Origin of the sequence: Paenibacillus sp. PastM-3 (genome assembly GCF_029893965.1) — a bacterium.
Lineage (GTDB): Bacteria > Bacillota > Bacilli > Paenibacillales > Paenibacillaceae > Paenibacillus_AQ.
Map to the genome: position 1 here is coordinate 291693 of NZ_JARXXP010000002.1, position 13638 is coordinate 305330.

Here is a 13638-nt window from a genome sequence, read left to right on the forward strand (position 1 = left end):
ATGTTATATATTATTACATTATTACGATAATCTCCTTAATATTTTGCTTACACTCCGGGCCTTATGTAGTAAAATATACTTCAAACCTAATAAGGCCGTTTATTCCACATCACACTAAGTCATATTTCCTAACATATTATAATCAAACTATATCCATTTCGTTTTTTTGTTACATTAGACACATTGTCTAATTTCAAAAGTGTATTTTTTACGCCGGAGATAGCAAGCAGGATAAAGAGCGAGGGGGAAAGCATATGGATTGGGAACTTGTATTTACGGTGCGGGACGCACTGAGAAGACCGCTGTTTGCAGATGCCGTGATCGTCGGAGGGAAAAACGGGCTGAACCGGGCAATCCGCTGGGTGCATGTACTGGAAAGCGCCAGCTTCGAGAGTCTGATCCACGGAGAGGAAATGATTCTGACAACAGGTATGGGAGCCAGCGCAGACATCGCGGCTTCCCTGGCCTTTTTGCAAAATCTGATTGATAAAAACGCCGCCTGTCTGTGCATCGAGCTCGGGGCTTACTTCAGCACGATTCCCCAGGAGATGATCGAGCTTGCGGGCCGCCATGATTTTCCGCTAATTGTATTCACCCGCACCGTACGCTTCGTAGACATTACGCTCGACCTGCACTCCCTCATCATCAACCGCCACCACAAGATGCTGCAGGAGCTAGAGAGTATCTCCCGTGAATTCCACCGCCTTACCCTGACCTCCCAGGGAACGCTGAAGGTACTGCAGCTGTTATGCAAAAGCACCCGCACCCAAATTGTCTATATGCAGCTCCAAGGCAAGCCGTTGTTTTTCCCGGCGCTTCCGCCGGAGGAGCAGCTCCCGCTGCTTGGCTTCTTCGAATCGCTTGACGATGAGCTTGAGGGCATACAGCCCGATGCCGCACCCTGCATCCGTGAGTTCGGACACAGAAAGATCGCCTTGAAGCCGGTAGGGGCGCTCGACCAGACCTGGGCTTATATTATGATGATCAGCAATCATAAGCCGCAGGAATTCGACTGTCTGCTGCTGGATTCAGCATCACTCTCGATTGCACAGGAGCTGCTGCGTACCCGTTATATGGAAGAACGCAAGCTGTTTTCGGAGAATCTGTGGGTCGATGAGCTGATCAGCGGACGTATCGAAGATGACAACCGGCTCAAGGGTCTGGTCGGCCCCGACTTTAATATGGTGAACGAGCTGAGCTACCGGGTCTGTCTGATTGAAATCGAGAATCCGCGTGATGTGAAATGGAACAGCTCGGAGAACGATTGGGAATCCATCACCTTCCACCTTTCGCTTATCATCAGGTCCCTCTTCGAGAAATACTCCCTGCGGCCTCTGATTACCCTGAAAAATAACCGGCTTACCGTAATTGCACTCGATATCCAGTCCAGACTTCCCGGCAAGCTGCGCCTGCAGCAGGCGCTGGATGCACTGCAGCACATCCGGGCCGATGAAAAGCTGAAGGACCTGCAGCTCGTCACCGGAGTCAGCAAGTCCCACAAAGGCCTGAAGCAGGCATATGCCGGTTATCAGGAAGCGGTACAATCCCTGTCGCTCTATTCTTGTTATCAGAAACCGGTACTGTTCTACGAAGAGCTGGGTGTGTTCCAGCTGCTCCTCAACCTGAATGACGGCAAGACACTGGAGAACTTCATCCGCAGCTATCTGGGACCGCTGATTGACCACGACCAGTCGAAGGGCAGCGAGCTGCTGCTGACACTGCGCGTGTTCCTCGATCATGACGGCTCCAAGCAAATCGCCGCCCGCAACCTGTTCATCGTCAGACAATCCCTTTACTACCGGCTGGACAAAATCACCGAGCTGCTGGGCGAGGACTTCATGCTCCCCGAGAATCGCATCTCGATTCAGGTTGCCCTGCGCGCCTATCAGCTGCTGTATCCCGACAAGCTCACGCTCCCCAGCTCCCGTTCAGCACAGCTGTGAGCGTATCAACAATGAACTGTATATCACTATCCGTAGACGAAAGCGGCGGCGCGAGTGTCAGCACATTGTTGTAGCCCGCCACGGTGTCCCCGTTCTTGCCGATGATAAGCCCTTTAGCCTTACATTCGGCAATAATGCCTTTGACAGTATCCAGATCGGCAGGCTGCCGGGTAGCCTTGTCTGCCACCAGCTCGATGCCGATGATCAATCCGAAGCTGCGGATATCGCCAACCAGCTTGTGATCAAGCAGCCCGGACAGCCCGCTGTGCAGCCTCTGCCCCAGAATACCGGCACGTTCCACCAGCTGCTCCTGCTCCAGAATTTCCAGATTGCAGAGGGCCAGTGCACAGGCTGCCGGGTTGCCGCCGAAGGTATTCACATGACGGAAGTGGCCGTAGCCGTCGCTGTTATCCTTGAAAGCCTCATAAATATCCTTGCGCACCGCAGTTGCCGACAGCGGCAGATAGGCGCTGGTCAGCCCTTTGGCCATGGTGACGATGTCCGGCTTGATCCCGAAGTTCTGATGGCCGAACTTTCGCCCGGAACGCCCGAAGCCGCAGATGACCTCATCCATAATCAGCAGTACGCCATATTTCCGGCAGATTTCCTGCACCCGGTCCAGATAGACCTGCTCAGGCACAATGACGCCGCCGCCGGTAATGACGGGTTCCATGATTACAGCAGCAACCGTCTCTGCGCCCTCCCATACGATCTTATCCTCGATCGCCTGTGCACACTGCAGATTGAATGCCTCCACAGTCATGCCTGCAGGGCGGCGGTAGCTGTCCGGCGGCGCTACGTGCAGGAACCCCGCAGCCAGCGGCTCATACTTGTACTTGCGCTGCGCCTGGCCCGTGGCAGACAAAGCCCCGAGCGAGCTGCCGTGGTAGCCGCGGTAACGGGCGATGAATTTACTGCGGTAATGCTGGCCGGTCTGCTGATGGTACTGGCGGACGATCTTGAAGGCCGCCTCATTCGCTTCAGAGCCGCTGTTGGAGAAGAAGATCACGTAGTCACCTTCCAGCCACTCATTCAGCTTCTCGGCAAGCGCAACGGCCGGCATATGGCTCTGGGTAAGCGGGAAATACGGCAGGCTGAGCAGCTGATTGTAGGCAGCGTCAGCCAATTCTTTTCGCCCGTACCCGACATTTACGCACCACAGCCCGGACATCCCGTCCAAGTATTTATTGCCGTCAATATCGGTAACCCACGACCCGCTGGCCGAAGCCGCGATCATCGGGGGGCTCTGTTCACTGTATGGTGTAATGTTATGCCATAAATACCGCTGATCCTTCTTTATAGCCGCTTCGCTCTCTTTGCCCAGGCTCTGCATGGCAAGTTCCCCTCTCCGAAATATGTTGTATAGAACACTAATAACGTGCAGTAATCATCTTCTTGCGGGTGTAGAATTCAACACCGTCACGCCCGTTGGCATGCAGGTCACCATAGAAGGATTTCTTGTATCCGGAAAAAGGAAAAAACGCCATCGGTGCCGGCACACCAAGATTCACACCAAGCATCCCTGCTTCAATCTCTTCCCGGAACTCACGGACCGCGCGGGCACTGTCTGTATACAGACAGGCGCCGTTCGCGAACGATGAGCGGTTCGTAATCTCTATCGCTTCGGCAAGATCCTTAACGCGTACCACAGACAGCAGCGGAGCAAAAATCTCATCCTGCCAGATGGTCATTCCCGGCTGCACACGGTCAAAGATGGTCGGCCCCAGGAAATAGCCGGCACCTGCTGCTGCGCTATCCTTCCGGCCGTCGCGTACCAGCTCCGCCTGCTCTTCGATCCCCTTTTCAATGTACCGGATCGTCCGCTCCTTATTCGCCTCCCGGATAACCGGCCCGAGAAATACACCGTCCTCCCTGCCGTCCCCGATCTTCAGGCCGTCAGCAGCCTGAATCAGCCGGCCAACCAGCTCATCGGCGATAGCTTCATGCACAACTACAACCGAGCAGGCCATACAGCGCTCACCTGCCGAGCCGAAAGCAGCTGCGGTAATATTCTTTACGGCGTTGTCCAGATCGGCATCCGGCAGCACAATCGAGTGGTTTTTGGCACCGGCCAGCGCCTGCACACGTTTGCCGTGAGCTGTCCCCTGCTTATACACGTATTCCGCCACCGGCTGTGAGCCGACAAAGGAAATGGCCTTCACATCCTCATGCTCCAGCAGGCCGTTCACCACTTCATGCGCACCATGCACCACATTCAGCACACCCGGCGGAAACCCGGCTTCGCCGAATAGCTCCGCCAGCCGGTTGACCAGCAGCGGCGTACGCTCCGACGGCTTCAGCACAAAGGTATTGCCGCAGGCAACGGCCAGCGGAAACATCCAGCAGGGCACCATCATCGGGAAGTTAAACGGTGCAATTCCGCCGATTACGCCCAGGGGATAGCGGTACATGCCCGATTCAATCCCGGAAGCGATGTCCGGCAGCTGGCTGCCCATCATCAGTGTAGGAGCTCCCGAGGCGAATTCCACGCACTCAATGCCGCGCTGTACCTCACCCAGCGCCTCTTCTCGGCTCTTGCCGTTCTCCAGCGTAATCAGATCGGCCAGCTCATCCCGGTGCTGCACCAGCAGCTGCTGGTACTGGAAGAAATAGCGGGCTCTCCGCGGAACGGCAACCCTTTTCCATGAATGATAGGCAATTGCCGCCGCATGGACTGCAGCATCCACTTCCTCCCTGCTCGAGATCGGAACATAGGCGATCACCTCGCCGGTTGCCGGATTGAACACCTCCTCTTCCTGTCCGGAGGGTGAATCCACCCAGCTGCCGTTCACATAGTTTCTGATTTTCTCTGCCTGCCTCACTACCAGAGACATGATTCCTCACCTCTTTCTTGATCTGGGCTGCCGATGATAACAGATGACCGCCTCACCGGCGGTCATCTGTGTGTTATTTATGGACGGAAACTCACTCTGCTGTCATCTCGACAATCTCATTCGTATAGGCTTCATTCACATCGGCTGCTTCCTTGATTACTCCGAACTTGAGGGCAATATCCGCCGTCTGCTGGAATGCGGCAGCATCGGTATAGCCCAGCTTGGCAATATCGAAGCCCTCCGGCTGAATCAGCTTGGCTACTTCTGTCATCATAGTCAGCTGATGCTCGCGGGTTGTACTGCCTTCCTCAGCCAGCTTCATTACGCTGTCCACAGCCGCTTCCGGATCGGCGATTGCATCCTTCCAGCCCTTGAGTGAAGCGCGGACGAACTTGGCTGCAGTCTCCTTATTATCCGCCAGCCATTCTTTATTGGCGAAGAGGTTATCCTCAAGCATGGCTACCCCCTCATCGTTCATATCAATAACATTCAGATCTTCAGCCTTTACTCCCGATTCCAGCACAACCTGATATTCATTGTAGGTCATGGCTGAAGCAGCATCGATTTCACCGCCGAGGAACTGGTCCATGGTGAAGCCCTGCTTCGTAAAATTCAAATCCTTGTTGGAATCGAGCTTATACTTATCGAATAGCGCCAGCAGTTCAAACTCATTGCCGCCCATCCAGTTTCCGACCTTTTTACCCTTCAGATCAGCCGGACTGTTAATTCCAGCATCTTTCTTGGACACCAGGACCAGGCCGCTCTTTTGGAAAATCTGTGCGATCTGTACCAATGGCATTTCCTGCTCCTGGCTGGTCAGCAGGCTTGCCACCCAATCCACCCCGATGTCTGCCGATCCGCCGGCCACCTGCTGCTCCGGTACAATGTCAGGCCCGCCGGGCAAAATTTCAACGTTCAGCCCTTCCTCGGCATAATAACCCTTATCCTGTGCCAGAAAATAACCGGCGAACTGCGCCTGGGGCACCCATTTCAGCTGCAGCTTGACCGTAACCGGCTCTGCAGCAGGCTCTGCCGTTGCCGCTCCCGGTGAAGCGGAAGCCTCTGCAGCCGTATTCGCTTCAGCGACAGGTGCATTGGCATTGTTGTTTCCTCCGCAGCCGGCCAGCAGAGAGATGAGCATAATCATTGCCGCCAGTAATAGCCCGCCGTGCGATTTACCCTTTTTCCCGTTCTTCAAATGCAACTCCCCCTACCATTTTGAGTTTGTAGTTCTTGCACAGCACAGTATGGTTGCCATCATGGTGCCTATATCCATACGGCCCGCGGTCAGGTTCTCTGTCTCCCCCGCGCAAGGTCCGGATGTAACGGGTAAAAAAAGGTCACGAACGCCGGGAGGGATGCCATCTGATAAATACCTTCTCCAGCCGTTCTACAATCAGATAAAACAACACTCCGGCGATGGCTGCAAGCACAATACAGGACCAGCCGAGCGGCATCTTCGCCACCTTGATGGAGTTTGAGAGAAGATAACCAAGCCCTCTGGAGGAAAAGAAAAACTCGCCGACGATGGCTCCGATCATACTCGCGGTAGTATTGATCTTGAGAGCGGTAAATACGTACGGCAGACTGTTCTGAATCCGCAAATGACGGAATACCGCAGACTTGCCGGCAGCATAGGAATGCATCAGATCGAGCGCCAAGGGGTCGACTGCCGACATTCCTTTGTAGGCATTAATGGCCATCGCCGCCATTGTGGTTGCAGTAACGATAGCTGCCCGCGAGCCGATGCCGTCACCGAACCACAGATTCATAATCGGGGCCAGCGCCACAATCGGCACTGCATTGAGCGCCGCCACCAGAGTCAGGCTGCCGCCGCCCCAGCGCGGCCAGGCGGTTGCAGCCAGGGCAATCAGAAAGCCGCCGGCCGAGCCGATCAGCATGCCGGCTACTGCTTCGGTAAGGGTATAGCCGGTATAAGACAGCAGCAGGCTGTAATTCTCCCGCATGGCTTCCCAGATAGCGGAAGGCAGCGGAAGCTGATATTTCTTCAGGTCAAACAGCTTATGAAACATCTGAAGCTCCCAGAGGAGCAGGAAGATTACACCGGCTGCAAGCGGCAAAAGCACACCCGCATTAAGCCATCCGGGCAGGCGCCGTCTTCCCCTCTGCTTCTCCGGGCCTGATGAAACACTATTTATCGTTGTTATAAGAGATGAAGGCTGACCTTCGCTTCCAGATGCAGCGATATACGCAGGCTCCTGCACTGAATTGCTGCTCATGAGCGCTCTCCTCCCTTCGGCCGGAACTCAGGCTGCCACGGCGCAACCAGACGCTCGACAAGCGTCATCAGCCAGTAGCTGGCGATACCCAGCAGCGCCCCGACCAGAACCGTAGACCAGAACATGTACGTATGGGAAGGCCCATAATACAGATTCCGCAGCATAATGACCCCTATGCCATGCTGGGCCCCCATCAGTTCAACCAGTATGGCCCCGGTTACCGCGAGCGGAGCCGCGATTTTGAGGCCGCTGAACAGTCCCGGCAATGCAGCCGGAAGCTTCAGCTTCCAATAGACTGCCCACGGCTTGGCTGCATAGGAGTGCATGAGCTCCACAGCGGGAAGATCAACGCTGCGCAGGCCGCGCAGCATGTTCAGGGCAACCGGAAAGAAAGTGATATACCCGGAGATGATAATCCGCGATACCTGCTCATCGCGTACAATCCCGTAGATAATCGGCGCGAGTCCAAGAATCGGAATCATCTGTGAAGCAACCGCGTACGGGAAGGCGAGCCGTTCAACTGTTCTGGACAGGCTCATCAGCACAGCGAGCAGCACTCCGGCGGCGGCCCCGATCAGGAAGCCTATACCGGCATTGCCGAAGGTTGCTCCGCCCTCCTTCAGCAATGTGCCGCTGTACTTCCACAAGGTTGCCGCCACCTCATGCACATAAGGCAGCTTGGATTGGGCAAGCGGGGTCTTCACCACATGGAGCAGCAACCAGGAGACGGCCTCCCAAACCGCCAGCAGACCGCAGATCCAGACGAGCAGCGGCAGATAACGGCTGCGGAGCAAGCTGTTCGCCTTCATCGCTACACCCCTTCAAAACTGTCGCGGATACGGGCGATCAGTTCAAAAAACTGCGGGCTGTCCCGCATCTCCGCCGTACGCGGGCGCGGCAGCGGAATATCGACAACAGCCGATAACCGGCCCGGATGCGGGGATAACACGAACACTCTGTCCGAAAGGAAGATAGATTCAGGAATACTGTGGGTTACAAACACAATGGTGCTCTGCACCTTACTCCAGACGGAGAGCAGCTCCTCATTCAGGCGCTCGCGCGTGAATTCATCCAGTGCGGAGAACGGCTCATCCATCAGCAGAATCTCCGGCTCCATCGAGAGCGCGCGGGCAATAGCCACACGCTGCTGCATTCCTCCACTGAGCTGCCACGGATACTTGTCGGCAAAGCCCCGCAGCCCGACAAGCTCCAGCAGTTCCAATGCTTTTTCCTCACGGGCCGCCTTCTTGACTCCCATCAGTTCAAGCGGAAGCGTAATGTTGTGCTTGACCTTGCGCCAGTCATACAGCACCGGACTCTGAAAAACAATGCCGTACTTCTGGGCCAGCCTCGCTTCCTTGGCACTTTTTCCCGCTACCGTGACATTGCCCGCAGTCGGTGTCAGAAGATCTGCCATCAGTCTCAGCAGTGTTGTTTTGCCGCAGCCTGAGGGGCCCAGCAAAGAAACGAATTCGCCTTTGGCAATATTAAGGCTAACCTGATGCAGCGCCAGCACATCGGCACTCTCTGTCTGATAACGCATTTCGACGTTTTGCAGCTGTATCTCAGGAATCTTTGCCGCTACAAGTGACATATCCCGTTCCCCCTTCATTCCTGATTCGGATATCAATGTTAAATAAAATAACATATAATTCGTTTTTTATAAATGATTAAAGATTCAATGTAGGATTAACTAACATCTTACACTCTGCTGTCCGGACACTCACTAGACAAAAAGTAAAATAGCGCCTGTGAAATTCCGTCACTTTGTCTAGGCGCGGGACCGGGATTGTTGAAGAATACGGCGGATGCCGATATACATAGAGGGGGGGATTTCACTCCCCCGCCAGGACACTGCGGACTAAGCGGGTAAGCCCGGAGGCCGAATGTTATCCATAACAAACTGTGATACTATTTATGTATATCCTTGATCAAACAGGAGAAAATTCGCCGATGCGGAGCACTTATATTAACAGGCCTCGGCCTGTTTCAGCCGAACCGGCAATGGACGCCTGCCCTGTGAGGAGGCCGAAGCCATGGGATCTTTAATTTCAAATTACATTGTTATCGTATCTGTATCCGGGGTGCTGAACGCGCTTCTTGCACTGTTTGCCTTTTATAAGAAGACTGATTTTGCCGGAATCCGGGCTTTTGTCTGCAGCTCCTTTTTCTCGGCCATTTACATCTTTGGCTTTGCTCTGGAGCTGTCGGGCAACTCCATGCAGGAAATCGGATTCTGGATTAAGGTGGAGTATCTGGGCATGCCTTTTATCGCCCCCTGCAGCCTGCTTATGATCATGCATTTCGTGGGACTGGAGCGCCTGATTAACAAGAAGCTGCTGGTTCCGCTCTTCGCTGTACCTATTATTTCCACACTGCTGGTATGGACCAATGAGTATCACCATCTGTTCTACAAATCAATGGTGTTCCGGGAAGGGGCACCTTCCCTGGTGGTTGATGTTGTGATGGGCCCCTGGTATATCGTGCAGGGCAGCATGACCTTCGGCTCTATGCTTGCCGGGATGTGCCTGATCCTCTGGCAGTGGAACCGGATGAAGCGGGTGTACCGGCGGCAGATGATCACCATTTTTGTCGGGCAGTTTCTGCCGGCCATGGGGGCATTCCTCTATTTAATAGACAAGACCCCTTATGGCATGGACCCTGTCCCGGTCATTATGAGCGTAACCTCGACCCTGTACTTCTGGGCCATCCTGTCCAGAGGAATGCTGACCGCAGCTCCTATCGCCCGGGAAAATCTGTTCGAGAGCATGCGCGACGGAGTGCTGGTCACGGACCGTTTTGATATGCTGATTGATTACAACCGGGCTGCCACAGGGATGATGGAGGGCCTGGACTCCTCCGCAGTCGGGCGCTCGCTGGCCCAGCTGTTTCTGCCTGCGGGCAAGGATGCCGTCGATTACGTAATGAGTGCCGACCCGCTGCTGAGCGGGGAACGGGAGCTGGCCTGGAATATAGGCGGAAGCACCTGTTATTATGAGGTCCGCTCTTCCCCTGTACTCAAGAAGGACGGGAGCGTTGCCGGCAGGATGATCATGCTGATCGATGTAACCGAACGGACTCTGCTGCAGGACAAGCTCCGGCAGCTTGCTACAATTGACAATCTGACCGGTATATATAACCGGACTCATTTCATGGAGCTCAGCCGGGAGCTGCTGATTCAGGCGCAAGACAGCAAGAGTCCCTTTTCGATTATTCTGCTGGATATCGATTTCTTCAAAAACATCAATGACCGTTACGGCCACCAGTACGGCGACATGGCACTGCAGCATGTCGTAGGCGTATGCTCCAGGCATATCCGGGAAAGGGATGTATTCGGGCGTTATGGGGGAGAGGAATTTGTAATATGCCTGCCGGATACCCCGCTGAAGCAGGCAGCCCTGCTGTCAGAGCAGATCCGCAGCGATGTGGAACGCAGCCCCATGTATACGGTGTCCGGTCAGATTAATGTAACCGCCAGCTTCGGTGTAGTGGAGTCTCTCCCGCACGATGTATCCCTTGAGGAGCTGCTCTCCGAAGCCGATCATGCCCTGTACACCTCCAAGCGAAACGGACGCAACGCGGTGCATATATCCAGCGGAGCAGCAATCACGCATTTCAGACCCTGACAGCCGACCCCAACTTAATATGGCTATGCTGAACAGCCCCGTTCCGGCCGGAACGGGGCTGTCTTTATCCTGAATATCCGGTTTCCCGACCGAAATCTGCCCGGATTCACTGTATTCCAAACGGATATGCTGTACACTTTCTAAGCTGATGGTCCCTGTCTGCATCAGCTCCTCCATCTCATCATCCGACCAGCCCCGTCTGCTTAAACTGCCCAGTACCTCTGCCGTTTTCTCATGGGCGATAACCGGTACATTCCAGGCATTCATTCCGAAGCAAGCAGTAACGTTCATCAGGCAAATAAAGCAGGCCACCAAGTATATCCGCGCATTCTTTTGGCGATAACAGCACCCATAGCGTTCTGACCGGATGCCCGTCGCCTGAGCTCTCTTCCCCTTCATGTTGCCTTATTTAGAGGATTAATCAACTCGCTTGTTTGCAGAAGCAGGGTTTGAGTTTAATAAGAGAATAGCTAATCTCCCCCGCTCCTGTATAAAGACAACCGCAAGGAGGGAAATGCAATGATCAAGATCGGGCTAACCGGCTTCGGTGACCACGATGAGCTATACGGCAAAATCAAGCCCGCCGAACGTCTGCCTGCCTATAGCGCCCATTTTCCCATCGTGGAAATTGACAGCTCCTTCTATGCGGTACAGCCGGTCCGGAATTATGTGAAATGGGCCTCACAAACCCCGGATAACTTCCAGTTTATTGTAAAAGCCTATCAGGGAATGACCGGACATCTGCGCGGTAAAAAAAATTACTACGATTCCACCGCTGAAATGTACGAGGCATTTCATCATTCCATTGCCCCCGTACGCGAGGCCGGCAAGCTGGCCATGGCTCTCTTCCAGTTCCCGCCGTGGTTTGACTGTACCAAGGAGAACGTGGATTTTCTGCGTGAGGTCAAAGAACGGATGACGGATGTCCCTTCAGCGGTGGAGTTCCGCAATGAGTCCTGGTACAGCCCGGAAATGCGCGACAGAACGCTCGGATTTCTGGAACGTGAGGGCTGGATTCACACCGTTGCCGATGAGCCGCAGGCGGGCTCAGGCTCCATCCCGATTGTACCTGTAGCGACTAATCCTGATATCACGTATATCCGGCTGCACGGCCGCAACGTCCAGGGCTGGAACCAGAGCAGCCATCCCGACTGGCGCAAGCTTCGCTATCTGTACCGTTACAGCACGGAGGAACTTACGGAATGGCGGGACCGCCTGCTGGAGCTGGAAAAAAGCTGCCGCGAGCTCTATGTGGTGTTCAACAATAACTCCGCCGGTGATGCTACTCCCAATGCCAAAGAGCTGCAGGCCCTGCTGGGCATTGACGGCGGCCTCGCCCCGCTTCAGCTGGACCTGTTTAACTGATTACCCGGTCTACATATATAGGAGGTTATAGAGATGAAGAGAAACCATACGATGATGCAGTTTTTTGAATGGCATGTTGAAGCGGACGGGCAGCACTGGAAGCGGTTGACTGAGATGGCCCCGGATATCAAGGCAGCCTATATCGATTCGGTCTGGGTTCCGCCTGTAACCAAGGCTGTCTCCGGCGAGGACACCGGGTATGGGGTGTACGATCTCTATGATCTGGGCGAATTCGACCAGAAAGGGACGGTCCGGACCAAATACGGCACGAAGCAGGAGCTGATCGAGGCGATTGCCGAGTGCCTGAAGAACGGCATCGCGGTCTACGTTGATCTCGTTATGAACCATAAAGCCGGTGCAGATGAGACAGAGACATTCGAGGTAATTGAGGTGGATCCGAACGACCGCACCAAGGATATCTCCGAGCCTTTCGAGATTGAGGGCTGGACCAAATTCACCTTTCCGGGGCGCGGCGAGGAGTATTCCGCCTTCAAATGGGATCACACCCATTTTAACGGTACAGACTTTGACGCCAAAGAAGGCCGGACCGGGGTATTCCGGATCAACGGCCAGAACAGGGCCTGGAACCAGAATGTTGACGACGAATTCGGCAACTATGATTATCTGATGTTCGCTAACATTGACTACAGCCACGAAGATGTCAAGCGGGAGATGCTGGACTGGGGAAAATGGCTGGTCGATACCCTGCAGTGCAGCGGCTACCGGCTGGATGCCATCAAGCATATCAACCATGAGTATATTAAGGAGTTCGCCCAGGAAATGAAAAGAAAGCGCGGCGAGGACTTTTATATCGTCGGTGAGTTCTGGAATTCGAACCTTGAAGCCTGCCGCGAGTTCCTCAATACGGTTGATTATCAGATCGATTTATTTGATGTATCCCTGCATTACAAGCTCTATTCCGCTTCACTTGCCGGACGGGATTTTGATCTGACGAAGATTTTTGAGGATACGCTGGTCCAGACCCATCCGCTGAATGCCGTAACCTTCGTGGACAACCATGATTCACAGCCTCATGAGGCGCTGGAATCCTGGGTCGGCGACTGGTTCAAACAGAGCGCGTATGCACTCATTCTGCTCCGGCGTGACGGTTACCCTGTCGTCTTCTATGGCGATTATTATGGAATTGGCGGCCCGGCCCCGGTAGAACCGAAGAAAGCTGCCATTGATCCACTGCTGTATGCCCGTTATCACAAAGCCTACGGCGATCAGGATGATTATTTCGATCATCCCAACACCATCGGCTGGGTGCGCCGCGGTGTGGAAGAGTTGCCCGGCTCCGGCTGTGCTGTAGTCATCTCGAACGGCGACAACGGCGAGAAGCGGATGTTCCTCGGCGAAGAACGGGCCGGAGAGGTCTGGGAGGATTTCACCCGTAACCGTGGGGAGACCGTAACCATCGGTGAAGACGGCTGGGCTGTATTCCCTGTAAACGGCGGCAGTGTATCGGTCTGGGCGCTGCCGGATCAGGAGAGTACGGATCAGGAGGATTCCGCTCAGGAGCAGAGCGCTGACAATGCGGAGAATCATTAATAACGAAATAGAAACAGCCGCCGTCCGGATCGGGACGGCGGCTGTTTTGTTATTGTAATCCTGTAAACTCTGCTGATAT

General features: G+C 54.4%; 10 protein-coding genes. 4 read left to right on the forward strand and 6 right to left on the reverse strand.

Annotated features, from left to right (window positions below):
- Positions 1-254: 254 nt before the first annotated feature.
- Positions 255-1943 carry a PucR family transcriptional regulator gene (locus M2108_RS05100; protein ID WP_277468092.1) on the forward strand — a complete coding sequence of 563 codons (1689 nt, stop codon included), beginning with the start codon at positions 255-257 and terminating at the stop codon, positions 1941-1943.
- Here M2108_RS05100 and M2108_RS05105 read toward each other — a convergent pair.
- The 6 genes from M2108_RS05105 to M2108_RS05130 all read right to left on the reverse strand — a co-directional run bounded on the left by M2108_RS05105 (position 1909) and on the right by M2108_RS05130 (position 8611).
- Positions 1909-3276 carry an aspartate aminotransferase family protein gene (locus M2108_RS05105; protein ID WP_277468091.1) on the reverse strand — a complete coding sequence of 456 codons (1368 nt, stop codon included), beginning with the start codon at positions 3274-3276 and terminating at the stop codon, positions 1909-1911. The genes M2108_RS05100 and M2108_RS05105 overlap by 35 nt on opposite strands.
- A gap of 37 nt (positions 3277-3313) precedes the next feature.
- Positions 3314-4777: a CoA-acylating methylmalonate-semialdehyde dehydrogenase gene (locus M2108_RS05110; RefSeq protein WP_277468090.1), complete on the reverse strand. Its 1464-nt coding sequence runs from the start codon at positions 4775-4777 to the stop codon at positions 3314-3316.
- A 91-nt stretch (positions 4778-4868) separates the two neighbouring features.
- A complete protein-coding gene (locus M2108_RS05115) occupies positions 4869-5975 on the reverse strand; it encodes an ABC transporter substrate-binding protein (RefSeq protein WP_346780537.1) in 1107 nt (368 codons plus the stop codon).
- A 142-nt stretch (positions 5976-6117) separates the two neighbouring features.
- The gene (locus M2108_RS05120; RefSeq protein ID WP_277468089.1) at positions 6118-7017 is read right to left on the reverse strand and encodes an ABC transporter permease; all 900 of its coding nucleotides are present in this window, start codon (positions 7015-7017) and stop codon (positions 6118-6120) included.
- Positions 7014-7826, reverse strand: coding sequence for an ABC transporter permease (locus M2108_RS05125; RefSeq protein WP_090716237.1), 813 nt, complete (start codon positions 7824-7826; stop codon positions 7014-7016). Before M2108_RS05125 ends, M2108_RS05120 begins: the two co-directional genes overlap by 4 nt.
- 2 nt (positions 7827-7828) lie before the next feature.
- Positions 7829-8611, reverse strand: a complete 783-nt coding sequence (locus tag M2108_RS05130) for an ABC transporter ATP-binding protein (RefSeq protein ID WP_277468087.1) — start codon at positions 8609-8611, stop codon at positions 7829-7831.
- 442 nt (positions 8612-9053) lie between these two features.
- On the opposite strand from M2108_RS05130, the gene M2108_RS05135 reads away from it, so the two are divergent.
- From M2108_RS05135 to M2108_RS05145, 3 genes are all read left to right on the forward strand, one after another.
- Positions 9054-10643 carry a histidine kinase N-terminal 7TM domain-containing diguanylate cyclase gene (locus M2108_RS05135; protein ID WP_277468086.1) on the forward strand — a complete coding sequence of 530 codons (1590 nt, stop codon included), beginning with the start codon at positions 9054-9056 and terminating at the stop codon, positions 10641-10643.
- Between the two features lie 519 nt (positions 10644-11162).
- Positions 11163-12008 (forward strand): DUF72 domain-containing protein, encoded by an 846-nt coding sequence (locus M2108_RS05140; RefSeq protein WP_277468085.1) that lies wholly within the window; start codon positions 11163-11165, stop codon positions 12006-12008.
- Between the two features lie 33 nt (positions 12009-12041).
- A complete protein-coding gene (locus M2108_RS05145) occupies positions 12042-13559 on the forward strand; it encodes an alpha-amylase (RefSeq protein WP_277468084.1) in 1518 nt (505 codons plus the stop codon).
- The last annotated feature ends 79 nt before the right edge of the window (positions 13560-13638 follow it).